Source organism: Acetobacter papayae JCM 25143 (genome assembly GCF_000613285.1).
GTDB lineage: Bacteria > Pseudomonadota > Alphaproteobacteria > Acetobacterales > Acetobacteraceae > Acetobacter > Acetobacter papayae.
This window is the reverse complement of the sequence record NZ_BAIN01000007.1, coordinates 26,218-51,479: the sequence shown is the minus strand read 5'-3', so window position 1 is coordinate 51,479 and position 25,262 is coordinate 26,218. Positions and strand designations below refer to the sequence as shown.

The 25,262-nt window shown below is 55.8% G+C and carries 24 protein-coding genes and 4 pseudogenes; 9 read left to right on the top strand and 19 right to left on the bottom strand.

The window, feature by feature from the left end:
* The first annotated feature begins 23 nt into the window (after nucleotides 1-23).
* The 7 genes and pseudogenes from JCM25143_RS23325 to JCM25143_RS21285 all read left to right on the top strand — a co-directional run.
* Nucleotides 24-677, top strand: a complete 654-nt coding sequence (locus tag JCM25143_RS23325; protein ID WP_234394924.1) for a GMC family oxidoreductase N-terminal domain-containing protein — start codon at nucleotides 24-26, stop codon at nucleotides 675-677.
* Entirely contained in the window at nucleotides 632-1,174 is a 543-nt protein-coding gene (locus JCM25143_RS23320; protein WP_234394923.1) for a GMC oxidoreductase, read from the top strand. The genes JCM25143_RS23325 and JCM25143_RS23320 overlap by 46 nt, the downstream gene beginning before the upstream one ends.
* Entirely contained in the window at nucleotides 1,167-2,585 is a 1,419-nt protein-coding gene (locus tag JCM25143_RS03395) for a c-type cytochrome (RefSeq protein ID WP_025860026.1), read from the top strand. Before JCM25143_RS23320 ends, JCM25143_RS03395 begins: the two co-directional genes overlap by 8 nt.
* 24 nt (nucleotides 2,586-2,609) lie before the next feature.
* Complete coding sequence (locus JCM25143_RS23315) at nucleotides 2,610-2,942, top strand: lipocalin-like domain-containing protein (RefSeq protein ID WP_234394922.1); 333 nt, start codon at nucleotides 2,610-2,612, stop codon at nucleotides 2,940-2,942.
* A complete protein-coding gene (locus tag JCM25143_RS23310) occupies nucleotides 2,834-3,181 on the top strand; it encodes a lipocalin-like domain-containing protein (RefSeq protein WP_369347355.1) in 348 nt (115 codons plus the stop codon). The genes JCM25143_RS23315 and JCM25143_RS23310 overlap by 109 nt, the downstream gene beginning before the upstream one ends.
* A 48-nt stretch (nucleotides 3,182-3,229) precedes the next feature.
* Entirely contained in the window at nucleotides 3,230-5,023 is a 1,794-nt protein-coding gene (locus tag JCM25143_RS03385; protein WP_025860024.1) for an NAD-dependent malic enzyme, read from the top strand.
* A 103-nt stretch (nucleotides 5,024-5,126) separates the two neighbouring features.
* Nucleotides 5,127-5,300 (top strand): annotated as a pseudogene (locus JCM25143_RS21285) (IS5/IS1182 family transposase); the annotation flags it as partial.
* An 83-nt stretch (nucleotides 5,301-5,383) separates the two neighbouring features.
* Here JCM25143_RS21285 and JCM25143_RS21845 read toward each other — a convergent pair.
* The 5 genes and pseudogenes from JCM25143_RS21845 to JCM25143_RS24640 form a co-directional block, all read right to left on the bottom strand.
* Complete coding sequence (locus JCM25143_RS21845; protein ID WP_148299992.1) at nucleotides 5,384-6,016, bottom strand: YkgJ family cysteine cluster protein; 633 nt, start codon at nucleotides 6,014-6,016, stop codon at nucleotides 5,384-5,386.
* A 94-nt stretch (nucleotides 6,017-6,110) separates the two neighbouring features.
* Complete coding sequence (locus tag JCM25143_RS03375) at nucleotides 6,111-6,821, bottom strand: RibD family protein (RefSeq protein ID WP_025860022.1); 711 nt, start codon at nucleotides 6,819-6,821, stop codon at nucleotides 6,111-6,113.
* 359 nt (nucleotides 6,822-7,180) lie between these two features.
* Entirely contained in the window at nucleotides 7,181-8,170 is a 990-nt protein-coding gene (locus JCM25143_RS03370) for an aldo/keto reductase (protein ID WP_025860021.1), read from the bottom strand.
* Between the two features lie 40 nt (nucleotides 8,171-8,210).
* The gene (locus JCM25143_RS24645) at nucleotides 8,211-8,648 is read right to left on the bottom strand and encodes an aldo/keto reductase (RefSeq protein ID WP_267879910.1); all 438 of its coding nucleotides are present in this window, start codon (nucleotides 8,646-8,648) and stop codon (nucleotides 8,211-8,213) included.
* A gap of 23 nt (nucleotides 8,649-8,671) precedes the next feature.
* A pseudogene (locus JCM25143_RS24640) lies at nucleotides 8,672-9,132 on the bottom strand (aldo/keto reductase).
* A gap of 784 nt (nucleotides 9,133-9,916) precedes the next feature.
* Here JCM25143_RS24640 and JCM25143_RS16465 point away from each other — a divergent pair.
* Complete coding sequence (locus JCM25143_RS16465) at nucleotides 9,917-10,939, top strand: multidrug effflux MFS transporter (RefSeq protein ID WP_234394921.1); 1,023 nt, start codon at nucleotides 9,917-9,919, stop codon at nucleotides 10,937-10,939.
* 300 nt (nucleotides 10,940-11,239) lie between these two features.
* On the opposite strand, the gene JCM25143_RS03355 is transcribed toward JCM25143_RS16465, so the two are convergent.
* The 6 genes from JCM25143_RS03355 to JCM25143_RS03335 all read right to left on the bottom strand — a co-directional run bounded on the left by JCM25143_RS03355 (nucleotide 11,240) and on the right by JCM25143_RS03335 (nucleotide 16,751).
* Nucleotides 11,240-11,539 carry an EthD family reductase gene (locus JCM25143_RS03355; protein WP_025860020.1) on the bottom strand — a complete coding sequence of 100 codons (300 nt, stop codon included), beginning with the start codon at nucleotides 11,537-11,539 and terminating at the stop codon, nucleotides 11,240-11,242.
* A 152-nt stretch (nucleotides 11,540-11,691) separates the two neighbouring features.
* Nucleotides 11,692-13,020, bottom strand: coding sequence for a c-type cytochrome (locus JCM25143_RS03350; RefSeq protein WP_035370406.1), 1,329 nt, complete (start codon nucleotides 13,018-13,020; stop codon nucleotides 11,692-11,694).
* 28 nt (nucleotides 13,021-13,048) lie between these two features.
* Nucleotides 13,049-14,527, bottom strand: coding sequence for a xanthine dehydrogenase family protein molybdopterin-binding subunit (locus JCM25143_RS16460; protein ID WP_234394920.1), 1,479 nt, complete (start codon nucleotides 14,525-14,527; stop codon nucleotides 13,049-13,051).
* 294 nt (nucleotides 14,528-14,821) lie between these two features.
* Complete coding sequence (locus tag JCM25143_RS23305; RefSeq protein WP_234394919.1) at nucleotides 14,822-15,241, bottom strand: molybdopterin cofactor-binding domain-containing protein; 420 nt, start codon at nucleotides 15,239-15,241, stop codon at nucleotides 14,822-14,824.
* Nucleotides 15,238-15,696 carry a (2Fe-2S)-binding protein gene (locus tag JCM25143_RS03340; protein WP_025860018.1) on the bottom strand — a complete coding sequence of 153 codons (459 nt, stop codon included), beginning with the start codon at nucleotides 15,694-15,696 and terminating at the stop codon, nucleotides 15,238-15,240. Before JCM25143_RS03340 ends, JCM25143_RS23305 begins: the two co-directional genes overlap by 4 nt.
* A 35-nt stretch (nucleotides 15,697-15,731) precedes the next feature.
* The gene (locus JCM25143_RS03335) at nucleotides 15,732-16,751 is read right to left on the bottom strand and encodes a zinc-dependent alcohol dehydrogenase family protein (RefSeq protein ID WP_234394918.1); all 1,020 of its coding nucleotides are present in this window, start codon (nucleotides 16,749-16,751) and stop codon (nucleotides 15,732-15,734) included.
* A gap of 408 nt (nucleotides 16,752-17,159) precedes the next feature.
* On the opposite strand from JCM25143_RS03335, the pseudogene JCM25143_RS21275 reads away from it, so the two are divergent.
* A pseudogene (locus JCM25143_RS21275) lies at nucleotides 17,160-17,303 on the top strand (transposase); the annotation flags it as partial.
* A gap of 25 nt (nucleotides 17,304-17,328) precedes the next feature.
* Here the strand turns inward: JCM25143_RS21275 and JCM25143_RS03325 are convergent.
* From JCM25143_RS03325 to JCM25143_RS03295, 8 genes and pseudogenes are all read right to left on the bottom strand, one after another.
* A complete protein-coding gene (locus JCM25143_RS03325; RefSeq protein WP_025860016.1) occupies nucleotides 17,329-18,006 on the bottom strand; it encodes a YoaK family protein in 678 nt (225 codons plus the stop codon).
* The gene (gene yfdE / locus JCM25143_RS03320) at nucleotides 18,003-19,166 is read right to left on the bottom strand and encodes a CoA:oxalate CoA-transferase (RefSeq protein WP_025860015.1); all 1,164 of its coding nucleotides are present in this window, start codon (nucleotides 19,164-19,166) and stop codon (nucleotides 18,003-18,005) included. The genes JCM25143_RS03325 and yfdE overlap by 4 nt, the downstream gene beginning before the upstream one ends.
* A 15-nt stretch (nucleotides 19,167-19,181) precedes the next feature.
* On the bottom strand, nucleotides 19,182-20,891 hold the full coding sequence (oxc, locus tag JCM25143_RS03315; protein WP_025860014.1) for an oxalyl-CoA decarboxylase: 1,710 nt from the start codon (nucleotides 20,889-20,891) through the stop codon (nucleotides 19,182-19,184).
* A 122-nt stretch (nucleotides 20,892-21,013) separates the two neighbouring features.
* Nucleotides 21,014-21,676 (bottom strand): CoA transferase, encoded by a 663-nt coding sequence (locus JCM25143_RS25105; protein ID WP_369347353.1) that lies wholly within the window; start codon nucleotides 21,674-21,676, stop codon nucleotides 21,014-21,016.
* 58 nt (nucleotides 21,677-21,734) lie between these two features.
* The gene (locus tag JCM25143_RS25100) at nucleotides 21,735-22,202 is read right to left on the bottom strand and encodes a CoA transferase (protein WP_369347352.1); all 468 of its coding nucleotides are present in this window, start codon (nucleotides 22,200-22,202) and stop codon (nucleotides 21,735-21,737) included.
* A 454-nt stretch (nucleotides 22,203-22,656) separates the two neighbouring features.
* On the bottom strand, nucleotides 22,657-23,382 hold the full coding sequence (locus JCM25143_RS03305) for an LrgB family protein (RefSeq protein WP_025860013.1): 726 nt from the start codon (nucleotides 23,380-23,382) through the stop codon (nucleotides 22,657-22,659).
* 2 nt (nucleotides 23,383-23,384) lie between these two features.
* Nucleotides 23,385-23,825: a CidA/LrgA family protein gene (locus tag JCM25143_RS03300; protein WP_025860012.1), complete on the bottom strand. Its 441-nt coding sequence runs from the start codon at nucleotides 23,823-23,825 to the stop codon at nucleotides 23,385-23,387.
* Nucleotides 23,826-24,435: 610 nt separating this feature from the next.
* Nucleotides 24,436-24,954 (bottom strand): annotated as a pseudogene (locus JCM25143_RS03295) (IS5/IS1182 family transposase); the annotation flags it as partial.
* Nucleotides 24,955-25,262 lie beyond the last annotated feature (308 nt).

Genomic DNA, 25,262 nt, shown 5'->3' with positions numbered 1-25,262 from the left:
GGCCCCGGCGACCCAGCCCTGCAATGGCCGCCGCGCACCGCGCGGTCTCGCCCCTACCGATGGGGCCCATTCCCTTTGGTCCGGGCGAGCAGCGGCTGACCGATGTTGCCGCAACCCTTGGCATGCAGAACCTTCCCGCCCCACAAGCACGCAACAGTGGCGTTTCATTTGATGGACGCCCCCCCTGCTGCGGAAACAATAACTGCTTTCCAGTCTGCCCGATCGCTGCAAAATACGATGCCGCAACCGCCTTGCCCCGCATCGAGGCAAAAGGCGGCAGGATCATCACGAATGCTGTCGCCTATCGCGTTGAAACAAATGCCCAGAAGAAGGTCGAGGCCGTCCACTACTACGACCCGAACAGAACCTCACATTCCGTTTCAGGCAAAATCTTTGTGCTGGCGTGCAATGGCATAGAAACGCCCAAGCTCCTCCTTTTATCCGCTGATGACAAAAACCCTCGTGGTGTCGCCAATAGTTCAGATCAGGTCGGCCGCAACATGATGGATCAGCCAAAGCTGATCGCGGACATTGAAATGTCTGAACCACTCTGGACCGGCGTAGGCCCCGTTCAGAGCAGCAGTATCATGAACACAAGTCAGGGTGATTTCCGGCGGGAGTACGCCGGCGCATGTTCCGTATGGAAAACATGGCGCGAAGCACACTCGGAGGTTTAGCGGCTCTCGAAAAAGGTCTTTACGGAAAAGCCCTCGATCAGGAAATCCGTCGTTTATCAGCCTGCACAGCCCGCCTGACCGTTGAGCACGAACCTCTCCCGCTCCCCTTCAACCGTCTGACCCTGTCAGACAAAAAGGATTGGCTCGGCCTCAACCGTCCTCGCATCTATTACGATGTAGGCGACTATGTACGGAGAAGCGCTGAAAACTATACCGTTCCCCTTCTTAAAAAACTGGCAACTGCACTCGGCGCGACAGACATCAAGATTTCACCTGAATTCTTGCACAGCGATCATATCATGGGTGGCACGATCATGGGCAATGATCCAAGCGATTCAGTCGTGGATGCAGATTGCCGGGCCCATGACCATGACAATCTTTTCCTGCCTGGTGGTGCCGCAATGACGACCGGCGGCAGCGGGAACAGCACAATCACTATGGCCGCATTGGCGCTTAAAGCTGCGGATGCAATCGTCGGGCAACTGAACCATGCTTAGAGTGACACAAACCAGACAGGCCTTCAGGCTCTCATTCCTTGCTGCTCTGGCGGGGCCGATACTCCTGTGCAGCGCCGCATCAGCCGAAGATGCCAGCAATACAGATCCGGGTGCCTATATAGCGGTCACATCAGACTGTGTCGCCTGCCATACCACGCCGGGCGGCAAACCGTTTGCCGGCGGTCTGGCCATGAAAACACCGCTGGGCACGATGTACTCAACCAACATCACGCCATCCAAAACATATGGTATCGGAGAGTATAGCGAAGCGGATTTCTCTCGTGCTGTCCGCAAAGGCATCCGCAAGGATGGAAGCAATCTCTACCCTGCAATGCCTTATACAGCATATTCTTACATGACAGATCAGGACATACATGACCTGTACCTGTATTTCATGAAATCCGTTCAGCCGGTCGAGAGCGCTCCGCCAAAAACAGCTCTCCCTTTTCCAATGAACATCCGCAGCTCAATGATGTTCTGGAATATACTGTTTCGTAACAACACAACCTACCAGCCTGACCCATCACACTCGGCAGAGTGGAATAGAGGGGCCTATCTCGCACAGGGCCCGGCGCATTGCGGAACCTGCCATACGCCCCGTGGCTTTCTGATGCAGGAAGAAGCCTCCAAGGCCCTTGGCGGGGGGAGCCTTGGTTCGTGGTACGCTCCCAATATCACCTCGGACAAAATCAGTGGCATAGGAAACTGGTCGCAGGATGAAATCAAGACCTACCTGAAATCAGGCCATATAGACGGTCTGGCACAGGCCGCGGGTGGTATGGGAGAAGCCGTCGAACACAGTTTCCAACATCTGACAGAGGCAGACCTGAACGCTCTGGCCACGTACCTTGCGTCAACACAGCCAGTGCGTGACCCTGCTGATGGAAATCTTTCACGCTTCGCTCTTGGGCAGTCGGTTTCCAGCGCAGACCGTGTCAGAGGCGATCAGCCCATTCGGTCGGAAGATAATCCCGATATTTCTGGTGCTGAACTGTTTATGGGAAATTGTGCATCTTGCCATAATTACAAGGCGCAGGGTAGTCGCGACGGATATTATCCGTCATTATGGCACAACTCCGTTACAGGCGCCTCCAACCCGGACAATCTGATTGCGACCATTCTTTTTGGTGTCGACCGTCATGTTGCAGGTGCCCAAGCATTCATGCCCGGCTTTGGAGGAAAGAAAACAGATGCCGTGCAGTTAAATGATGAGGAAATATCCAAACTTACAAAATATGTTTTTGATACATATGGCAGGCCTCAGGTTTCTGTATCACCAGCACAAGTCGCCACGATCCGTCAGGGTGGCTCAAAATCGCCACTACTCGTTTTAAGCCGTATCGGCATGGCCGGGGGAGCCATTATCATCGCACTTGGGTGTTTCTGGCTTTTGCGGACATTCCGTAAATAAAAAACGAAAAGGGGAGTAACTTTCATGGTCTTAACAAAACATATTTCCTTGCATGCAAAATCAGTAATTGCTGCATGTGCAGTCAGTGTATTGACCGCCGCAGTGCCTGCATGTGCACAGGATACAAAAGCAGCCACGTCAACATCCGCAGAAACTGCTAATCTGAAAAAAAATATCGTTGGCGTGTGGGGGCTTGTTTCTTACAAAGTGGAAGATAAAGAAACGGGTAAGATGATTGATGCCATGGGATCATCCCCCGTGGGCGTGTCATCTTCACGCCTGATGGGTGGGTTGCCTTCAATCTTGAAGGTAGTGACCGACAGCCGGCAAAAACGGATGCAGACCGCGCTCATTTGATGAAAACACTCGTTGCATATATCGGCCGCTACAGAGTTGAAGGCAACCAATGGGTGACCAGTGTGCAGACGGCGTGGGCACCAGAGTGGGTTGGTACAGAGCAAAGACGCACCATAGAAATTAATGGCGATTACGCCAATGTCATTACACCATGCGTAAAATGCCTAACTGGGACTCTGGAAAAATGTCTCGCAGCATCATTCGATTTAAACGGATTGAATAATCTATACCACTCCTGATCTCGAAATTTCAGCACCATGGAAATCAAACCACTCTAGGAGAGAGAAATGTTCAGCAGACAGGCAAAGATTACTGGCACAGGAAAATCGAGAAAAATCGAGACGACAGCCAGAGGCTATGATGTTTTGCGCGACCCCGCTCTCAATAAAGGCACAGCCTTTACCCAAGATGAGCGGGATTCTCTCGAACTGAACGGTCTGCTACCACCGGTCATAACAACTGAGCTGGAGCCCCAGTTAACCCGTGCTCTTGCTGCCTATCGTAAAGCACCAAGCGATCTCGATAAGCACATTTACATGTGGAGGCTTCACGATAACAACGTGACGCTATTTTACGCCTTGCTTCAGCGTCATCTCATGGAAATGCTGCCCGTTGTGTACGATCCTGTCGTTGGGCAGGCCATAGAGCAGTATAGTGAAGTCATAACCCGCCCTCGCGGTGTTTTTCTCAGCATTAACGAACCTGAGAAAATTGAGGAAAAACTTGCGGCGTTCGGCGCCAGCTCCGACGACATCGACCTTCTGGTTGCCAGTGATGCTGAAGAAATTCTTGGCATTGGCGACTGGGGAGCCAACGGAATTGATATCTCCATCGGCAAACTGGCCGTTTATACAGCCGCGGCAGGCGTGGACCCACACCGCGTCATTCCGGTTGTTCTCGATGTTGGAACAAACAATGAAAAGCTTCTCAACGATCCACTTTATATTGGATATCGACATAGTCGCGTTGTCGGCAAGGTTTATGACGATTTTATCGACGCCTATGTGGCTGCCGCCAAAAAACTCTTCCCTAAAGCCATGCTGCACTGGGAAGACTTCGGCTCAACAAATGCCCGCCGTATTTTGAGCCGTTTCCGTGACAAAGTTCCCACCTTTAACGACGATATGCAGGGAACCGGCGCCATTGTGCTGGGGGCGTTGCTCAATGCAGTCCAACGCAGCAATACCCTCTGGTCCGATCAGCGCGTGGTCATTCTGGGAGCCGGGACGGCCGGTGTGGGCATTGCCGATCAAATTCGTGACCAGATGATGCGGCATGGCCTTTCACAGGATGAAGCAACCCGTCGCATCTGGCTTGTGGATCTGCCCGGCCTGCTGACCGACGACATGACGCACGGACTTCTGGATTTTCAGATCAGCTACGCCAGACCTGCTTCTGAAGTTGAGTCATGGGCTCTTACCTCAGCCGATACTCTGGCTGCCACCGAAACCAGATGGCCGGCAATGGCGACCCTACGGCGTGAAAAAGCACAGAATGGCGGCATTATCGAACTGGCTGAAGTTGTCAAAAATGTGCATCCGACCATTCTGATCGGCACCTCGACGACCCCTCACCTCTTTACCGAAGAACTGGTGAAGAATATGGCCGCACATGTCGAGCGCCCGATTATTCTTCCGCTATCCAACCCGACAAACCTGCACGAAGCTACACCCACCCAGCTTATTGAATGGACAGAAGGACGAGTGCTCGTCGCAACGGGCGCACCGTTTGATAATGTCGTCTATCAGGGCGTTTCCTACACAATAGGTCAGGCGAACAATGCAGCCTTGTATCCGGGTCTTGGCTTCGGGACAATCGTATCGCGCGCACGTCAGGTTTCTGACGAAATGATCTTTGCTGCGGCACAAGCAGTCGCCAGCCAAGCAACCGATACCACACCCGGTTCGGCCCTGTTGCCGTCCAACGCAGACCTTCGTGCAACATCAAGCGTTGTCGCCATCGAAGTTGCCCGCAAGGCACAGGAGCAGGGTCTGGCGCAGTCTGAACTCACGGATATAGTTGAAGCCGTGAATGTACATCAGTGGTGGCCTGTGTACGGAACTGTGAGCGCAATAGAGTAGTGTAGAACACTTCATCTCTTAACGTGCGCTTAGGCTCAGGACCCATTGATTTGATTGCGGCAATCTGATTCAGCCTCTCTGAGGAGATTGAAGATGAGTGACATGTATTACTGGTCGAAAATCTCGTGCAAAACCGGTCAAATACGACAAACGGAAATACAAAAGACGCAACCTTATCGAGATCATGTTCGGCAGGCTCAAGGACTGGAGACGGGTCGCAACACGCTATGACAGATGCTCGGCAGTCTGCCTCGCCGCAACCGTCTTGTTCTGGCTACGAGTCCTGAGCCTAGCTTATCCTGCCATCCACGAAACCGGCAGCAGGCTATTCAGCCGCAGAGCGTCAGGCAAAGACCGACACTATCCTGCATGATCCGCCTTCACGGGGTGTTGGCTAAAGAGGCGCTCCCCCTTGAGCCAGCGCGCGCCGCTCTGGGGGGTTGCAAATAGAATGCGAGCAGCCGCGTCTAGAAAGACTGGCCCAGGATCGAGGCCGAGCGTGTTTTCGATGCTTTCAATCCGCTGTTCGAGCACATACAGGAAAATCATGTTCTGATGTGCGGCATGCGCATCATCACCCTGATATCCTAAAGATTTTTCGCAGTATTCGCCCTGTTCGCACTGTGTCACGTCAAAACTGTAATAACCGCGACACACCATAGGCCGGGCGGCATAGATCGAACACGCTCCATCAAACAGAAACGGGCAGAATGGTGTCCCGGCGGCCAGCCTTTCCGCCAGAACCTGAAGCCGACCCTGATCCATCGTGTCTCGCGCCTGCGCGATAGCCAGAAAAGCAAAAACCGGGTTGACCTGAATCAGGCTGCGGCAACAGGTGTCGCACCCCACTCGGCAAGCCAGAGGTGGTACGGGACGCATGGACGGCAAAGTTGCAGCCACCGCATCGCTGGCTACAAGTATTTCTCGAGCTAGATTACAGATATCGGATTCATCCGTGCATCTGGACAGAGATTCCTCGACGAAAGACGACATGCGGTTCATTTCGCCGCGCATATACGCCAATGGTGAGTAATCATCAGATAAGGTGGCGCTCTTGTCTGGTTTTTCCAATGATTTCTACTTTATTTTACTCATTGGCCGTTGGCGTCACAACGGCGTAGCGCAAATGAAGCATCCCGTTCTCAAGGGGTTCGCAGCTTGTAAAGGACAACCGCACGGCATCCGGACGGTCACTGTCATTGAACGCGACAAAGCCTTCATAGCTAGGTCTCGCGTCCAGAGCAGGCGCGACCAGAAGATGAAGCTCATCGACCACACCGGCGGCGAGGAAGGAGCCATTGATCCTGGCACCACCATCCAGCAAAAGGCGGCAAATGTGAAAATCCCGGCCGAGCCTGTCCAGCATTGTGGTAAGGTCGATCTCAGCGGTTTCGGAGATAATGTAAGAAACGCCGTCTGCTGCCAGTTCCGCCAGATGGCTGTCAGGCACATCGCGCCCCAGCATTACCACGACGTGGTCGCCATCAAGGTCGCCACTACTAAAATGGACCTTTCCTGACGGGTCGAGCGCTACCGCATAGGAACCGACATCATGGCGCGCAATATGACAACGTCGCTCGACCGGACCAAGCGGCACGGGCACATGTGGCCCGACCTTGCTGATCTCGGCCATGGTCACTCGACCGACGATCCATGCGTCGCCATCAAGCTCCTTATGGACCTGCTCGTAAACCTTGGACCAGTCGGCGCGTGTGCCATCGGGGCTGAGGGTGAAGCGGCTGGGATGCAGACTGCCATCCAGCGAAGTCAGCATATAACAGATGACGTAGGGTCTCATCACAATACGTTCCGTTTTTCAGAATATCGCGCACGGATAGTCGCCGGCTCATCCCGGAAAATCCGTTCTGAGACTGGTCATTTTTTCACACCCTCAGCATGGCGCAATCACAACCAAGTACATCTCCCACCACCTGGATGGTATCGCTGCCGAGCAGCAGGAGATGCGGCGGGGCACTATCCCCAGCAGCCCTAATAATCACTTGGGCGGCACAGGCCGATTACGAGCGGTGACGACAGCGTTCCAGCCTCGCTCCATTACGGGTTTCGCGAGCACACGGCCTCAGACAAGTCACACAGCCAATAATCAGCCATGTGACCGTGATGAGCGCCCCTTTAGCCCGCCGTCGTCAACGCTGCTTAACGACCAACCATGGCCTGGAGCTGGGCCGGATAACGATCGCCCTCGATTTGGATCGCCGCCGCTGCGGTTTCGATCCTAGCGAGGTCGCCTTCCGAAAGAACGATCTCGGCTGCGCCCAGGTTTTCCTTGAGCCGATCAAGTCTGGTGGTGCCCGGAATCGGCACAATCCACGGCTTCTTCGCCAGTAGCCAGGCCAACGCGATCTGAGCAGGCGTTGCGCCTTTATCGTTACCGATCTGCTTGAGCAGGTCGACAAGTGCCTGATTATGTGCCATCGCCTCCGGCGTGAAGCGCGGCAGCATGGCACGGAAATCGCCCTCGCCGAGCTTTGTGTCCTTGCTCATCGCGCCGGTAAGGAAGCCCTTGCCGAGCGGGCTGTAGGGTACCAGACCAATGCCGAGTTCCTCGCACAGCGCAAGAATGCCGTTCGTTTCAACGCCACGCGTCCACAGAGAATATTCGTTCTGAAGGGCAGCAATCGGCTGAACGGCATGGGCACGCCGTGCCGTGGCGGCACTCGGTTCAGACATGCCGAAGTGCTTGACCTTACCTGCGGCAATCAATTCCTTGACCGCGCCTGCCACCTCCTCGATCGGCACTTCCGGATCGACACGGTGCTGATAGAACAGATCGATCTGCTCGATACCCAACCGCTTCAACGACGCATCGGCGACCTGCTTGATATACTCGGGGCGGCTATTTAGCCCTGCCATTCTACCGTCAGTGATGTTGAAACCGAACTTGGTGGCAATCACAACCCGGTCGCGGACCGGACGCAGTGCTTCGCCGACCATCTCCTCATTGGTGAAGGGGCCATAGACCTCGGCCGTGTCGAAGAAGGTGACACCTAGATCTACCGCCTGTCGGATCAGCGTGATGCCATCCGCCTTGCTCAGCTTGTGGCCGTAGCTGAAATCCAGACCCATGCAGCCATAACCGAGCGCGGAAACCTCTAGCCCGTTCTTGCCCAGAATGCGCGTCTTCATCTTACAACTTCCCGTCGTTATGTCTCGTTGTGTCTAAAACTTACGCGAAATAGGTCGGCAACCGCGGTGTGTAGGGTGCCTCCAGTGCGGCGGCCTCGCTGTCACTCAGCTTGAGATCGAGGGCGGCGACGGCATCGGTCAGGTGCTTCGGCTTGGTTGCGCCGACGATCGGCGACGTAACACGCGCATTGCGCAGCACCCATGCCATCGCAACCGTCGCCATCGAAACACCATGCACACCCGCGATCTTTTCGACTTCGTCGACGGTCGCCTTATCGCTCTCGAGGAATAGTGGCCGCCCCGCAAAATCGGTCGTCGGGTTATCCTTGGCTCTGGTCGTGCTCCTGTCGCCCCATGGCCGAGTAACAAGGCCGGCGGCAAGCGGACTCCATGGCATTGAACCCACGCCCTGATCTGCAATCAGGCCGAACATCTCCCGCTCTTCCTCGCGCTGAACCAGACTGTACTGGTGCTGCATCGAGATAAAGCGCGTCCAGCCATTTAGCTGGCGACATACTGCATCTTGGAAAACTGCCAAGCCCACATCGACGACGCGCCGATATAACGAACCTTGCCTGCCTTCACGATATCATGGAGAGCTTCCATCGTCTCCTCGACCGGGGTGTTCGGGTCGAAGCGATGAATCTGGTAGAGGTCGATATAGTCTGTGCCGAGCCGCTTAAGTGAGGCGTCGATCTGCTCCATCACGCTTTGCGCGACAACCCCGCTCCCCCCGGGCCATCGCTCATGGGGCCGAAAATCTTGGTCGCGAGGACGATATCGTCACGCCGCGCGAGTTTCGCTATCGCCCGGCCGGTGACCTCCTCGGAGGTACCTTTGCCATAGACGTTGGCGGTGTCCCAAAAATTGATGCCGAGATCCAGCGCTTGCCGGAAAATCGGCTCCGCTTCCGCCTCACCGAGCGACCATCCGCCGGAGAAACCGCCTGTTCCGAAGCTCATGCAGCCGAGCGTGATACGGCTGACCTTCAGACCGGACTTGCCAAGTCGTACGTAATCCATTTCGCTTCTCCCGTTCCTGATGCTCGGGCGACCCACGGGCGCGCATCCCATGCCGCCGACAGCACAAACGACTAGGACCGTTGTCGTTCGCTATCGGCTTCACGTAATTCTTCACCTCTGCAAGATTTTACGCACTTATGGCTGATGCGATTATCCACTGCATTCCGCATGACGTCATATCTTGAATTCATGAATGCGCCGGCCGGGCCGCGATAGCATGACGCTCCCGGAACCGGGCTCTGACTGGATCGGGCCACACGATTAATGAACCAGAGACATAAGGACAATCTGATTATATGGCATTGTTGTATATAAGGTTTCGGAATTATCGACGCTTCGTTCTGAACGCCTAATCCTGACCTCTGGTGCCAGATCGCAGCGATTTTGTACGTAGATCGGGTGCTGGCATTCCGTCACGAAAGGAAACACCATTAAGGCCACACCTCCCGGTTCCAGCCCCTCCGCTTTGATGCGCCCGACGGTGACGTTTGGGCCCGGCGCGTTACCCGCCTGTGTGATGAGCCGCCATCACCGCATTCTGGGACGGAAAATCGTCCGACGGACTTGAGCATGTCAGCGACGAGCAGTATCACCGTTAACCGTGCTGATGCCTGTATGTCCTCAGGTTCCGATATTGAACCGGCAGGTGTTTTTCTCTTTCCCATGAACACGACGCTATGAGTGGCGACCAGCCCCATCGTCAGCAAACGGACATTGCCGACACTTGAATGACACCGCCCCCGCACAGACTGACTTAGCCGCAATGCACGACAGCACCGGCCGCCGCTGGTGGACTCTAGGGGTTCTGAGCCTCCTGATGGGGTTCGCCTCGATTTCAACGGACATCTATCTTCCGGCCATGCCAGCAATGAGCCGAGCATTGGGCGCCGACCAAGGCATGGTCGAGTGGACGGTCTCGGGTTATCTGGTCGGCTTCAGCCTTGGGCAGCTTTTCTGGGGGCCGGTAAGCGACCGTTATGGACGGCGCGGGCCAGTCGCGGCGGGCATAGCGATCTTTATCGCGGGCTCGATCCTATGCGCCTGTTCCGCAAGCATCGGTAGCCTCATCGCATGGCGCATGGTGCAGGCACTCGGCGCATCCGCCGGTGTCGTACTGTCCCGCGCCATGGTGCGGGACCTGTATGCCGGTCACCACGCGGTCCGGATGCTCTCGACGCTGATCACCGTGATGGCTATCGCACCACTACTGGGGCCTATCGTGGGGGCGCAGATCCTTGCGGTGGGCGGGTGGCGCGCCGTATTCGGTCTTCTCGGCGTTATTGGGATTGCAACGCTCGCGGCCGTCGCCACCCTGCCGGAAACCCTGCCACCCGAACGCCGCCATCATGAGCCGCTTTCCCGCGCCTTCCTACGCTACGGCGAGCTTCTCACAACCCCCCGCCTCATGGCCTATACGGGTGCTGGCGCCTTCTTCTATGGCGGCATGTTCGCCTATGTGGCGGGCACGCCGTTCGCCTATATCTCCTACTACCATGTTCCGCCGCGCTATTACGGCCTGCTGTTCGGAGCGGGCATAATCGGGATCATGAGCACGAACATGCTCAACATCCGGCTGGCGCACCGGATCGGCAGCGACCGTATGCTGCGGTTTGGTGCGCTTCAGGCTGCCGGTGCTGGCACTCTGGCCGCGCTTGCTGCATGGACCGGCCTTGGCGGGCTATGGGGGCTGGTCGTCCCGCTGTTCGTCTTTACCTCGCAACCGGCTTCATCGTCGCCAATTCGATAGCGGGCGCGCTCAACACCTCACCTGCTCGGGCGGGTTCGGTCTCTGCCTTCGTGGGGGCCGCGCAATATGGCAGCGGCGTCCTTGGCTCAGGCCTGATCGGAGCGTTCGCTGATGGTACGCCCTGGCCTATGGGGTGGGTTGTTGCCCTAGGGGGCATCGGCAGTCTGCTTTGCGCCGTCGCACTATCGCTTCATCATTTCCGAAGCACTAGCGAGGCGCTTTGAAGCAGGGCGGATAAGGGGGACAGATAAAAATCACCTGCCCCCTCACTCTCTTTCGTAATAGCGCGTGAGAAAGAGATCAGAGCGCCCCACCTCGTAGGATGACCGGGATGATCGCTGTGAAATTCTTCACATCATCCATGACGGCGGGTGTATCGGGGGACGCCAGCGCCGCCTGAAACGCGCTTTCATCCTTAAAGACACATTCGCAGATCGCATAATTGCCGTTAGGGACCGGGCTGGGGAAAAACGCAGTTGCGGAAATCAGGCCCAAAGGCCCCCAGGCCCTGTTCACCAGCGGGATATGATGCGACGTATAATAGGCACGATCGAAGCTCGCATCGGGGTCCGCGGGATAAGTTACAAATATCGTCGTCATGTCTGTTTCTCCTCTTTCGCAAACGGACCGTTCCGGTTGTTCTTTTTAACAGCCTACCCACTGCATCCATGCGCTCAGCGGGAACGCCTCCACTTTCTGTCTCGCCATCACGTTGCTGGGCCGAGGGCTATCGCTCTAGTCATAGCTAGACCTCAGTGGGTCTGACGAGCCTTAGCAACCGCGGCGGCATCAATCTTGCCGAGTTTGCTTCCAAAATGAGCCAGAACGTAATTGGCAACTGCCGCGACATCCTCATTCGAATAGGCCGCGCCAAACCCTGGCATGACCTGCCTGCGTCCGTTTACCGTCAGGCTGCTGCCGTCCAGAATGACCTGCAGCATGCTGGTTCCTGTCGTATCATTTACCGCGTGACTACCAGCCAGCGATGCGTATTCACTCTGGCGTCCCACGCCATTGAACTGGTGGCACCCTGCGCAATCGCCTTCGAACAACTGCCTACCGCGCGTATTACCACCCGCCGCGTCTCCTGCCGGCAAAAGATTCGTGGACGCTACGACCGCAGCCGGCTTCAGCTCAACCCTGTCGCTCCCTACGCCACGAACCGGATCAATGCCGCGAAGATAGACGACCAGAGCCTGAATATCCGAGGGTGTCAGATATTGCAGACTATGTTCGACCACTTCCGCCATCGGGCCGGCGGCTGAACTGCGTCCATGCGCATGGCCTTGCGCCAGATAGCCTGTCAATTGCTCGTCAGACCATTCGCCTATCCCGTAGGTCGCGTTCGATGTCGTGTTATAGGCCTTCCACCCCTCGACAACCGTGCCGGCCAGATATTCCCGAGAGCGCATGGCGAAGCCAATATTTCTAGGCGTATGGCATTCCCCACAATGCCCCAGCGCAGTCGCGAGATACGCCCCTCGGTTCCATTGCGCATCGCGGGTCGGATCGGGCTTATAACGATGAGGATGGAAGAAAACGAGATTCCACAGCTTCATGCCCCACCGTTGATTAAACGGAAAGGACAATGTCCCGGTGGGAACTGTCGCATGGACTGGTTTCAGGCTCGACAGATAAGCCTTGATCGCCAGAGCATCTGCTGTGCTCAACGCCGTATATGACGTGTAAGACATGGCTGGATACAGATTACCATGCGTGCCAATACCGTCACGCACCGCACGGAGGAATCGCGCATCGGACCATCCCCCGATACCCGTTTCCCTATCCGGTGTCAGGTTCGTGGCATAAATCGTTCCGAATGGCAGTTTGAAGGGGCGGCCTCCGGAAAAAGGTGCTCCTCCAACGACCGTATGGCACGCCTCACAATCTGCGGCCCGTGTCAGATATTGCCCCCGCTTGACCAGATCATCAGCCGCATCAGGAAAATCGCGCGGCACGCCGGAAATTACGGCCGGTGGTTCTGGCCCTTCGGCTTGCAAGGCACGATAAGAAACGAGGCCAGTTGTTGCGGCAATGGCGATGCCGGCTACATAGCCAACACTCTTTCGAAAAACTGTCATGATGTCTGATCGCACCGCTTTTTGAATGTCAGACGGCGCGAGGCGCCAGATTCCCGATAGGCAAAGAGCGCACCGGACGGCCGGTAGCTGCGGCGATCGCATTGCCAACAGCTGGCACGATCGGCGGGACGCCAGGCTCGCCGACCCCGCTTGGCGGCTTGTCGGATTGAACGATATGCACCTCTGTGACGGGCATCCGATTCATTCGCAGAACCGGATAATCGTTGAAATTGCCCTGCTCGACACGCCCTTCTTTCAATGTGATCTCCTGCCCCAGAAAGGAGAGACCAAAACCCACACCGCCCTCGATCTGCGAGCGGACGATATCCGGGTTAACGACACGGCCGCAATCAACAGCGCAGACAACCCGGTCAACCGAAAAAGAGCCATCCTGATGAACCGTCACTTCCGCGACCTGTGCCAGATAGGTGCCGAATGACTGCCAGACGGCAATGCCCCGTCCGCGTAACTCGCCGGCACGGCCGGGGGCTAGCGGACGTTCCCAGCCATAGGCACGCGCCACCGCATCCAGCACACCCAGATGGCGCGGGCTGCCACTCAGCATCCCCCGACGAAAGTGATACGGATCCTGCCCCGTCGTGCGCGCCGCTTCGTCAATCAGGCCTTCCCCGACGAACGCCGTATGGGTATGCCCCACGGAACGCAGCCATTGCGTCGGCACCGCGACGCTCGATACGACATGCTGCTCAACACGCAGATTTGGCACGTCATAAGGCAGGTCGCTGAGACCCTCGGAGAGGCTATTGTCGGTCTTACCTGGCGCCGTTGGGGTGAAGCTCTGGCCAACGACGACATGATACCACGACAATATCCTGCCATGGGCATCCAGCACCAATCGCCCACGGTGCTGGGTCATGGGGCGGTATTGCCCTCCGCGCATATCGTCCTCGCGCATCCACACCATCTTGATCGGCTTTACGATCCCGTGGGCTTTCGCCGCGACCGCGATCCGCACGGCCTCACGCACATAATCCGAACGCGGGTTGGCGCGACGGCCGAAACTGCCGCCCGCATAAAGCTGGTGAATAACGATCTGCTCGGGCTTCAGCCCCAGTTCCTTGGCGACGTTCTGCTGATCGACACTCTGGAACTGTTCTCCGTTCCAGATCTCACATATCCCGTCTCCCAGCTTCACCAGACAGTTCAGTGGCTCCATTGAGGCGTGACACAGATAGGGCTGTGCGAAACTGGCATCGATCACATGCCCGCCAGCCGGCACTTCGGTCAGGATCGTACCGCGCGATACGGCCGGTATTCCGGGTTGCTGCGACAGGGCACGATACTGCGCGAACAGTTCATCGCTGCCCTTATCGAAGGATTTGCTGTCGTCCCAGACAATGTTCAGGGCATCACGACCCTGACGAGCAACCCATGTATTGCGTGCAAGAACGGCGACCCCGCCCATGACCTCCGCATCGCCGGGAACCTCTATGACGGCAAGAACACCCGGGATAGAGCGGGCGGCACTGTCATCAACATGCCGCAAGGTTGCGCCCCATCTGGCGGATGCGCGACCACGGCCACCAGCATGTCCGGCAACTTGATGTCCTGAGTATAAACCGCCGTCCCATTGACCTTCGATGGCACATCAACACGGGGCAAGGTGGCGCTTCTGCCGACCAGCGTATAATCACGTGGCGCCTTCATCGGCACGTCCGTGGGCACCGGCAATGAAGCTGCAACCGCTACAAGATCACCGAAGGCAAGCTGCCGACCGGACCTGGCGTGGATAACTACGCCATTGCTGACGGCGAGGCTGCTTGCCGGAACCCCCAGGCTTCTAGCCGCGGCCGAAACGAGCATCGCCCTCGCCACCGCTCCAGCCTTTCGCATCACCTCCCATGCACCACGCAGCGAAGAACTGCCGCCGGTGCTTGGATCGCCCAGCCCGTGCTCGCAAAAGCCGGATTGATGTAATCCTTGTGACCCGAGGCGCCGGCTCAACCCGCACCTTGCTCCAATCAGCGTCCATTTCCTCCGCGACCAGTGTCGCGATTCCGGTGAAAACGCCCTGCCCCATTTCGAGATAAGGCGAGATAACCGAGACTGTCCCGTCATGATCGACGCGCACGAACGCATTCGGCACGAAATCGAGCGCCGCTGCCGCAGCCCGGGCGATCTGACCGCCGAAACTGACCGAAAGGACCAAGCCCGCAGACCCGGCGAGGAAACCGCGCCGTGATGTTGCTGCCACACTCATCGGGTCAGCACCTCCGCCGCATCATTGATGGCTTCGCGAATTCGATTATAGGTCGCGCAGCGACAGATATTGCCGCTCATCGCGGCATCGATATCGGCCTCGGTCGGTTTGGCGTCCTTGGCCAGCAGGGCACTCGCCGTCATGACCTGTCCAGACTGGCAGTAACCGCATTGCGGCACCTGCGCCTTGACCCATGCCTCCTGCACCGCCCGACCGACATGGGTCTCGGCCACGGCCTCAATCGTGGTGATCCGCCCCCTCACCGCCCCGACCGGGAGCATGCAGGAACGGGCCGGAGCGCCATCGACATGCACAGTACACGCCCCGCACAACGCCATGCCGCAGCCGAATTTGGTTCCGGTCAGACCAGCCTCATCGCGCAGATACCACAGCAGAGGCATTTCAGGATCGCCATCGAAACTATAATCGATCCCATTGATATTCAGCGTGATCATCTCGATCCTCCCAGCATCCAACCGAAACCTGACAGTTACACTCTCAGCAGAGTCTTGATGGCCCGGCGCTCGTCCATCGCCTTGTAGCCTTCGGCGACATCCTTCAGCGGCACCTCGAAATCGAAAACCTTGCCGGGATTGATCTGGCGCCGCATCACAAGATTGATCAGATGCGGTAGGAAACGCCGGACTGGGGCCGGGCCGCCGAGCATGCCCGTCTGCGAGAAGAACAGCGACTGGCCATCGAAGGTCACGCCATGCGGCACCCCCACATACCCGATCATTCCGCCAGGACGTGTGCAGTGGATTGCCTGCTGCATCGATTCATTGGTGCCCACGCATTCGAGGACGGAATCTGCTCCGATATTCTTCGTCAATGCCTTGATGCGCGCCACGCCCTCGTCACCGCGCTCGGCCACGATATCGGTCGCTCCATATTCCTCGGCCAGTTCCTGACGCTGCTTGTGGCGGCTCATCGCGATGATGCGCGTAGCGCCCATCTGCTTCGCCGCGAGCACGCCCATCAGACCAACGGCACCATCTCCAACCACCGCGACGGTCGATCCCGGCTGCACACGCGCCGCATCAGCCGCATACCAGCCGGTACCCAGAACATCGGACGTGGCAAGAAGACTCGGAATCAGGTCTTCCGATGGCATCTCCGGGGTCGCAACCAGCGTACCGTCAGCAAGCGGCACACGGGCGATCGATGCCTGAGCACCGCTCATAAATGTACGCTGCTCGCACGACGACTGGAACCCGAAACGGCAATGCGGACAGGTGTTGTCGGAAATACAGAATGACCCCACGACGAACTGGCCCGGCTTGACGGTCGTGACCGCGCTGCCGACCTCCAGCACGACGCCACAATATTCATGGCCCATGTGCATGGGCGCGGTCACTTCGTTCGCACCACGATAAGGCCACAGGTCCGAACCGCAGACACAACTGGCCGATAGCCTGATAATAGCATCGGTCGGCTCCACGATCTGAGGCTCAGGAATATCCTCGCATCGCACGTCACGCGGCCCGTACAGGACTGTGCCAAGCATCATGTCTCTCCTTTTTTGCCTACACCCTCTCTACATCAGGTGCGTTCGTCAGCAGTCCTGCATCTGGACGCTGTTACAAACGGGACTTCACCTAAAAAGAAGACATGGCATTGCCAAACGCCACGCTACTACGCGCTCTCGCCGACCATTACCCTCTCAATCCCGCATAATCTTATATTCACAGATCATAAATTGAGCTGCTTGCCGCTGTTCGTCGTTAACAGAAAGCGCGTGTGCATGACTAAAATGTGTGAACTGCCCCGGGATTGCCTGAGCGTAAAACCCTCGAAAGATAATCCCTATGGCAGAGCAGAAGAAAACATTGGTGCCCCCGGGAATACGGCCCACACAAGACGCTCTATAACGGCTTGAAACGCTGGATTATTATGGGGTTCTTCATCCGCATGATGGCGGCAATACAAAAGACGCAACCGTATCGAGATCACGTTCGGCAGGCTCAAGGACTGGAGGCGGGTCACAACACGCTATGACAGATGCCAGACCGTCTTCTTCTCTGCCATCTGCCTCGCCGCGCCGGTCATGTTCTGGTTATGAGTCCTAAGCCTAGAGGAGAGAGGCTTTATATATTGGTTCGCTCTGAAGCCCCTAAGAACAGCAAAAGACCAATTGGTACAATCAGCGGGTATGCGTGATGAACGGATAGCAGTGCGCCGATCCCTGCACCAGCACAGAACGTACACCAGCACACACCCGGCACGAGAACGTCAGCGCGTGAGGGTATTTTTGAGGGATCGACGGCAGGGTTGATGTAGCGTTCGGTCAAGGCTTTTGCAAATTTGACAAGATTGTTTGTAACCACAACGGTTTGCAATTTTACCCCGGCAAATTGTGATAGGCCCTCGCCCTGCAAAGCCATGGTAAACGCCAGAAGCGGCAGCTCGACAAAAAGATGCAATGGCGTATGGAAGCGAACGATCGAGGCCATGGTCAGCAGGCTGGCCATCAACCAGTAAACGCGCCGTAACGGCTTGAGTTGAACACGAAAAAAACTGGCAACCACACAGCCGATGAAGAAGGAACCCAAGGCAATAACTATAGGCAGCGCCTTGACGTACTGACCGGCCGACAACGCCCAACCAAGCTGGACAGTGTTGCCGGTCATAATACCCGCATAAACATGCGCGGCGTCGCCATAACACACGACCTCTGTAACCGAGCAGGCCATGGTGACACACATGAGACGGATCAGCTCGTTTTTAAGCGAAACAGGAGGCTTGGTGTCCGCCTGCTGCGTCATGATGAGAACTCCTGACGCAATGCGGCTCCATGCTCATTGAGTTCAGGCGCGGCCGGCCTTGTGTCACTATCAGGGTAGGATGAAAGCTTGATTGGGTTGCCTGGCATTTTCAGGCCACCTGCCGTCACCACCATCTTGCGGGCCGCAGTTTGCGGCAGGGCGGCGGCCTCGGCAATGTCCAGAAGCGGGCCAACAGGCAGGCCCGCCGCATCCAGCTCCTGTATCCAATCATCTGCCGTGCGTGCAGAAAAAACCTCCTCTAGTTTCGTTTTCAGGGCGCTGTTGTTCTGCGTGCGCAAAACATTGGTGATAAAACGCGGGTCCTGCACCAGCTCTGGCAGACCGATTATATGACACAGAATGCCAAATAGATGGTCATTACCGCAACACAGGACAAACGACCTGTCCTTGGCAGCAAATGTATCAAACGGCGTCATGGACGGATGGCGGTTGCCAATACGCAGCGGGGCCTTACCTGTTGCCGCCCACGCCATGAAGGGATGTTCAAGGAAAGCGAGCGTCGCATCGAACATAGCAATGTCGACCTGCGAACCGTGGCCGGTACGCTCCCGGTCATACAGGGCTGTCACAATGCCAGCATAAAGGTAAAGGCCCGCAGCAATATCCGAGACTGATGTGCCAACGCGCGTTGCCGGGCCATCAGGGAAGCCAGTTGCCTCCATCAGCCCGCTCATGCCCTGAATAATCGTATCATAGGCCGGGTTAAGGGTTAACGGCCCTGTATGTCCAAACCCCGACGAGGCGGCATAGATGATCTGTGGATTGATCTTCTGGAGTTCAGGAAAAGAGAAACCAAGACGATCCATCACCCCAGGGCGATAGTTCTCGACCACGACATCTGCCTTACGCACCATATTAATAAAAATGGTCCGATCCGCATCGTCTTTCAGGTTCAGGGCAACACTTTCCTTCCCACGGTTAACGCAGGAAAAATACAGCGATTTTTCACCTAGATACGGCCCGTTGCCGCGCGTATCATCCCCCTGCGGGGGTTCCACCTTGATAACCCGCGCACCCATGTCAGCAAGAATGGCCGTTGCAAAGGGGCCGTTGATCACATGCGTCAGATCAATAACGGTTATCCCCGCCAGCGGCCCCTGTGGCCGATTGAGAGGGCTATTATCTGCTGTTGTCATCATACTGACGCTCCCGAATTATTTTGCTGCCTGTGCGGTGCTCGGATTAAGCTTTTTCAGATGTCCGCTTTCAGTACCGACATGAATATCAATGACGACATTGATAAGCGCGGGCTTGCCACTAGCGACTGCTTCACGCAGCGCGCATTCCAAGTCTTCCGAGGTCGTGACTGTGTAGCCCTTGCCGCCAAATGCCTCCATCATCATGTCATAGCGCGCAGTAGCGGAAAGTGTCGTAACGCCGGGTTCTCCATCGCCGGAGCGGTTGACATCATCTCCACGGTAAATGCCGCCATTATTCATGATCACGACAGTCACCGGCAGGTTGTAACGGCAGATTGTCTCAATCTCCATGCCAGAAAAACCAAATGCGCTATCACCTTCCACAGCAATAACAGGAGCCTTCTGGGTCACGGCAGCAGCAATCGCAAACCCCATGCCTATACCCATGACGCCCCAAGTGCCGACATCAAGCCGGTGGCGCGGTAACGCCATGTCAATCAGATTACGACCGACATCGAGCGTATTGGCGCCTTCGGACACAATATAGGCCTCCGGGTGATCCTGCACGACCCGGCTGACAGCCCCCAGTGCGGCGAAAAAATTAAGCGGAACCGGACGAGCAGCAAGGCGGGTCGCCATTTTTTTTGCATTCTCGGCTTTGTGCGCCTCAATGCTGTCAATCCAGTCTTGTGGAGCCTTTACAGGCGTTGCGGAAAACCCTTCAAGCAGCAGCCTGACGGAAGAGGCGATATCACCGACCACAGGGGCCTCGATCTTCCGGTTACTGTCAATTTCAACCGGATCAATATCAAGCTGGATAAACTGCCCATCCGCTGCCCATTGCGGCGGCTTTCCATGCCCCAACAGCCAGTTCAAACGTGCACCAACCAACATCACCACATCGGCTTCGGCCAGCACTTTGGACCGTGCGGTCGCCGCTGATTGCGAATGTGTGTCGGGCATCAGCCCTTTGGCCATGGACATAGGCAAAAAAGGAATATTGGTTGTTTCAAGAAACTGCCGAATATCTTTCTCGATCCGCGCGTAAGATGCACCTTTACCGAGAATAACCAGAGGGCGCTTAGCCTGTGCCAGCAGCGTAAGGGCGCGGGTAACGGCGCTATCCGCCGGGATACTCGCTGGTGCGGGATCAACAATCTGAATCAGCGAGGCTGCGCCTTTTCCAGCATCCATGACGGCCGGCAAAATGGCGGCGGGCAGGTCCAGATAGACCCCGCCCGGACGACCGGACAGAGCCGCGCGGATGGCTCGGGCCACCCCTATACCGATATCTTCCACCCGTTCGATACGATAAGCGGCTTTGGCAAATGGCTTTGCCGCATTCATTTGATCCAGTTCTTCGTAGTCACCCTGCTGCAGATCCACAATGGCGCGGTCTGACGAGCCCGAGATCAGAATCATCGGAAAGCCGTTGGTGGTTGCATTGGCCAACGCAACCATACCGTTGAGAAAGCCGGGAGCCGACACAGTCATACAGATACCGGGATACTGGCGCATATAGCCCGAAATGGCCGCAGCATGTCCGGCAGAGGTCTCATGGCGGAAGCCGAAATAATGGATACCCTTTTCCTGCGCCAGGCGCATCAGGTCTGTAACTGGAATACCGGCCACACCGTAAATTTCGGTAATTCCGTTCAGCTTCAATGCGTCAACAACAAGATTGAACCCATCTGTCAGCGTGGCATCTGTCTGCGTTTCGCTCATTATCCCCTCCATGGATGCAGGAAGTCCAGTCGCAGACATTGGCCACGACCAGATCGGCTTCTTTTAGATGACGCCTTTTTCTTTCAGTGCAGCGATGTCTGCCGCGCTATATCCCAGTTCCGTCAGAACTTCGGCGTTATGCTCGCCCAACAGGGGGATGACTTAATTTCCGGTGTGAAGGCCGAAAACTTCGGGGGGCAGCCGACTGTATAGTAAAGACCGCGCTCCTTATGCTCGACAGGAACAATCGAGCCATTCGCACGTAGGGATTCATCGTGCAGGATTTCTTTCGTGGTCAACACCGGCCCACAGGGGATTTCCAGCTTGCGCAGTATCTCGACCACTTCATGCTTGTCCTTGTCGATCGTCCACGCTTCCATAGCGTTATAAACATCGAACAGGTGCGGGATACGGGCGTCAGGCGTTGCAAAATTGGGGTCTGTAATCCATTCCGGCTTACCGATAACGTTACACACATTTTCCCAGCCCCAGGGCTGGAAAATCACGTAAACGTAATCGTTAGGATCAGTCTTCCAGTTTTTGCATTTCATCATCCATCCCGGCACGCCAGAGCCAGAGGCATTTTCACCACGCGGAACAGTATCGCCAAAAGGCTTATGCGGATACTGGGGATATTCTGTCAGTTCTCCTGTCCGCTCAAGACGCTGCTGGTCACGAATCTTGACGCGAACGAGGTTCAGCACTGCGTCCTGCATCGACATATAGACCCGCTGTCCTTTGCCCGTTTTTTCACGGTGAAGCAGGGCTGCCAGCAGCCCGATCAACAGATGCATGCCTGTATTGGAATCCCCCAGAGCCGCAGCTGACATCAAGGGAGAGCCTTCAATCAGCTGTCGTCGAAGCTGAACCGCCCGCGCACTGGGCAATATCTTCATATGTCTTGAGATCACTATACGGAGAGTCTTCTGGAAATCCCTTGATTGTACCATAAATAAGCTTGGGATTAATGGCCTGTATCTGATCCCAGCCGAAACCCATACGTTCCAGCGAACCTGGAGCAAAATTTTCAACAAAAATATCGGCGTCTTTTAAGAGTTTTGTTAGAATTTCCTTACCTTCGGGCGTTTTGGCATTCAATTCGAGTGATCGTTTATTCGAATTCAGCATTGTAAAATATAACCCGTCTTTACCGGGGATATCTCGCAATTGACTTCGGGTGACATCTCCCTTGCCGGGCAGTTCAATCTTCAGGACATCCGCGCCAAACCAAGCAAGCATCTGCGTGCAGGCAGGCCCCGCCTGCACGCCTGTAAAGTCGATTACCTTGATTCCTTCGAGGGGGAGTGACACGGCGATTTCTCCTGAATCATTATTGGTTTTTACGACTAAGGGACAATATTTCCTCAGTGCCGATGAGGTATATCAATTTTCCAATTAATTTTATGTTTAATATCGACTTTGTTACCTAGCCACGAGGAAGGAATTCTCCGGGTGAATTCTGAATGGTAGATGCTTGTCATCAGAATGTAGAAACCCACCACTACCCATCACAGTCATCCCCATGAACATGGCCTGATTGCCTTTGCCCGAGCCGTCGACGCAGTCGCGAGATCCCTTGGCACAGCAATCCTGCGATGCCCCACCGAGGTCGTCGCCGCTGCAGTCGATGCGACCTCCACGGCGCAGGATGCAGCCGCAGCGCACAGGGTTGTGTTCGAACAGCGCAAAGCGGAATGGAAAGCCAAATGGTTAGACTGGCACCACCACACAAAGGCCGGTGCTGAAAAGTGCAGGATTGACGACTCTATTGAAAAAACAACGGCACAAGAACAGCCGTGACTAGACCGTTCAGCCCTATACCCAATGCGGCAAAGGCGGCCCCTACCGGGTCACGTTGTGCAATTTGTGCAGCGGCGATACCACTCCCGGCGATTCCTGCTGCCAGACCATGCGCTCTCCAATCGTGCACGCCACAACGTCGCAAAAGGGGCTCTCCACATACTGCAGCGATGATACCTCCCAAAATGGCGAATACCGCCGTCAGAGACGCTATACCGCCGATCTGTCGAGTAATGGCGATAGCAATTGGAGTTGTTACCGCCTTGGGTGCCATCGACAGAGCGACATCATGCGACCCGCCGCATAACAGCACCAACCCGACACCACTGATAACAGAAGTAACAGAGCCTGCCAGCAGAGCTAGTGTCATTGCTGGCAGGCTCCGCAGAACAAGGCCTATGGACTGGGCTAGAGGCACAGCCAGTGCCACCGTGGCCGGACCAAGGAGGAAATGGATCATGTTCGTGCTGCGAAAATACGTTTCATAGGGCGTGCCGGTCCAGAACAGCAGGAGCACGACAGAGCAAATCGACAGCAGAACCGGATTAACCCACGGAGCGCGCCCACACAGAATCTGCATCCGCACGGCGAGCCCATAAGACCCCAGCGTGACGCACAACCACACCAGAGCTGCAGACTGGGGTGATAGGAAAACGTAATCCAGTGCCTGACGCCATAAATCCGCTATCATGATTAAAGAACCTGCCCCCCGTTGTCGGGAAGGTTTTCTGCTGGGGCATGGCCCCGTGTCATGGCCTGCATGACAAGCGCCGTCACCACCAGCCCCAACAGCGTAGAACCCACAAGCGCCACACAGACAGGCCAGACATTGGCCCGCAGCAGCGTAAACTGGCCAGCTATACCCGCACCAGCAGGCACAAACAGGAGGCCAAGAGCACCAATCAGGCTACGCGACACACGTGCCAGATCTGGCGGAATGGCCTCCTGCTCCGCCGAAAAAGCAGATCCGGTCGCCTTGATATGCCTTGTCCTGAAAAGCTGTTTCCTGCCGATGAGACAGGCGGCCAGCATGAACATGCCGATGACCGGCCCCGGTACGGATAGATGAAAGCCATCCTGTAGGGCTGTCCCAAGAAACTGGAAGAAAAGCAGGATGAAAAATGCCTGCACCATAAAAACGCACGCCCCAAGAAACGCAGAACAAAGGGAAAACGACAACGTAAGATAAACCGTAACACCCGCTGTCAAGCCAGTACGGCCTGCGGAGGAGCCAAGGAAAGCACCATACTTCACTCGGTATCACTTCATGCAGTTGAACGGCTATGCTGCCAACACACCAGCGCGTGAGCTGCCACACCGCTTCTTCGCGCTCCTGTGTAACGGTGCGGGATTTCTTCCGTATAACCACAGGCTGACTGGCACCTTCACCTGCGCTGCACGATGTACGGGGCCATCCATATCGCCCAGAAACGGCCGGTAGCCCGCACATCGGCATTCTTAGCCTCCACGATAGCGGCCGTGCGATGGATGGCTTTTTCAACCTGCTCGGACGTTACAATGCCGTGAACAAGCCAGTTACCAATAGGCTACGAGACAATACGGAGTGTAGCACGATCTTCCATCAACCTGCCCCTGTTAAGGTCTGGCACATAGAGGGATCACAAAACCGTTTGTTAATGCGCTTGGCTTGTGATTCCAAAGAGGTGGCATACTGATTGATGGTTCCCGCGGCGACTTCCGCTCTTCGGTTTGAGCAGATCGACAACTATCGCCATCTGGATGGCTACGCGCTCACGTTCAGCTTCTCCAGAAACAGAAAACGGCGCATGTTATAGGCGATATTGGCCCGGATGCCGCCCCTCATAGTGGCCCTAGCAATACCCACTGTCCGGACGAACAGGCCTATTTGTGATGTCTGATAGGCAAAGACATGCTCAACGCGCGACCGGATGACACCCCCTGCATTAGGCCGCTGGATATAGCGGGGCATAGGCTTGAGATGGGGCTTCTTACGATGGACCTTCGAGACGTAACCCTCTTTGTCTATTAAGACATCGTTGGCTTTCGAGCGGTAGACGGTGCCTGCCCAAACGCCTGAGACCGTATTGGTTTTATCGAGCAGCACCTCACGCGAACTGGCACCATCACAGGCAGCGGCATCCGTCGTCTTCCATTTGCGGATCAGCCGGAATTTCCGGTCGATGGAAATAGGCGCTTTGTAGCCAAAGAACGGGATGGCCAGTTCCTTAGACGACATGCTTCCATCTTCCCGCCGTCTTGCTTTCATGAACTTTAGCGTCCAGCACGAAGGCGATGTGATCCACCTGATCGTGCGTTTTGTCGAAAACTTGCAACTGATGCTCTCTCGCCTCGGAGAAAACAGCGGGCGCGACTTCGAAAGTAAATCTCGGAGTTTTCTCTAGACAATTAAAAAACTAAACAATTAGAGTATTTTAACCAAAATCTGACAGATTCATCGATCTACATATGTAAAAATTTTATTTTTTAAGCGCTTTAAACAAAAAATATAAATGAAAAATACATTAAAACCAAAAATATGATTTATTTTAACAATGCGCTCATAAAAATATGTTTGCCTGTTGAATTTAA

Coding starts and splice junctions, on each gene's coding strand:
- yfdE (WP_025860015.1), bottom strand. CDS start 19,166: ATGATGACAACAGCAGATAATAGCCCTCTCAATCGGCCACAGGGGCCG.
- JCM25143_RS23325 (WP_234394924.1), top strand. CDS start 24: ATGGCCGCCGCGCACCGCGCGGTCTCGCCCCTACCGATGGGGCCCATT.
- JCM25143_RS03335 (WP_234394918.1), bottom strand. CDS start 16,751: ATGATGCTTGGCACAGTCCTGTACGGGCCGCGTGACGTGCGATGCGAG.
- JCM25143_RS23320 (WP_234394923.1), top strand. CDS start 632: ATGTTCCGTATGGAAAACATGGCGCGAAGCACACTCGGAGGTTTAGCG.
- JCM25143_RS03305 (WP_025860013.1), bottom strand. CDS start 23,382: ATGATAGCGGATTTATGGCGTCAGGCACTGGATTACGTTTTCCTATCA.
- JCM25143_RS03340 (WP_025860018.1), bottom strand. CDS start 15,696: ATGATCACGCTGAATATCAATGGGATCGATTATAGTTTCGATGGCGAT.
- JCM25143_RS23305 (WP_234394919.1), bottom strand. CDS start 15,241: ATGAGTGTGGCAGCAACATCACGGCGCGGTTTCCTCGCCGGGTCTGCG.
- JCM25143_RS03375 (WP_025860022.1), bottom strand. CDS start 6,821: ATGAGACCCTACGTCATCTGTTATATGCTGACTTCGCTGGATGGCAGT.
- JCM25143_RS03395 (WP_025860026.1), top strand. CDS start 1,167: ATGCTTAGAGTGACACAAACCAGACAGGCCTTCAGGCTCTCATTCCTT.
- JCM25143_RS03300 (WP_025860012.1), bottom strand. CDS start 23,825: ATGGTGCAGGCATTTTTCATCCTGCTTTTCTTCCAGTTTCTTGGGACA.
- JCM25143_RS21845 (WP_148299992.1), bottom strand. CDS start 6,016: ATGTCGTCTTTCGTCGAGGAATCTCTGTCCAGATGCACGGATGAATCC.
- oxc (WP_025860014.1), bottom strand. CDS start 20,891: ATGAGCGAAACGCAGACAGATGCCACGCTGACAGATGGGTTCAATCTT.
- JCM25143_RS03370 (WP_025860021.1), bottom strand. CDS start 8,170: ATGAAGACGCGCATTCTGGGCAAGAACGGGCTAGAGGTTTCCGCGCTC.
- JCM25143_RS03325 (WP_025860016.1), bottom strand. CDS start 18,006: ATGACGCAGCAGGCGGACACCAAGCCTCCTGTTTCGCTTAAAAACGAG.
- JCM25143_RS03350 (WP_035370406.1), bottom strand. CDS start 13,020: ATGACAGTTTTTCGAAAGAGTGTTGGCTATGTAGCCGGCATCGCCATT.
- JCM25143_RS03355 (WP_025860020.1), bottom strand. CDS start 11,539: ATGACGACGATATTTGTAACTTATCCCGCGGACCCCGATGCGAGCTTC.
- JCM25143_RS23315 (WP_234394922.1), top strand. CDS start 2,610: ATGGTCTTAACAAAACATATTTCCTTGCATGCAAAATCAGTAATTGCT.
- JCM25143_RS03385 (WP_025860024.1), top strand. CDS start 3,230: ATGTTCAGCAGACAGGCAAAGATTACTGGCACAGGAAAATCGAGAAAA.
- JCM25143_RS24645 (WP_267879910.1), bottom strand. CDS start 8,648: ATGCAGCACCAGTACAGTCTGGTTCAGCGCGAGGAAGAGCGGGAGATG.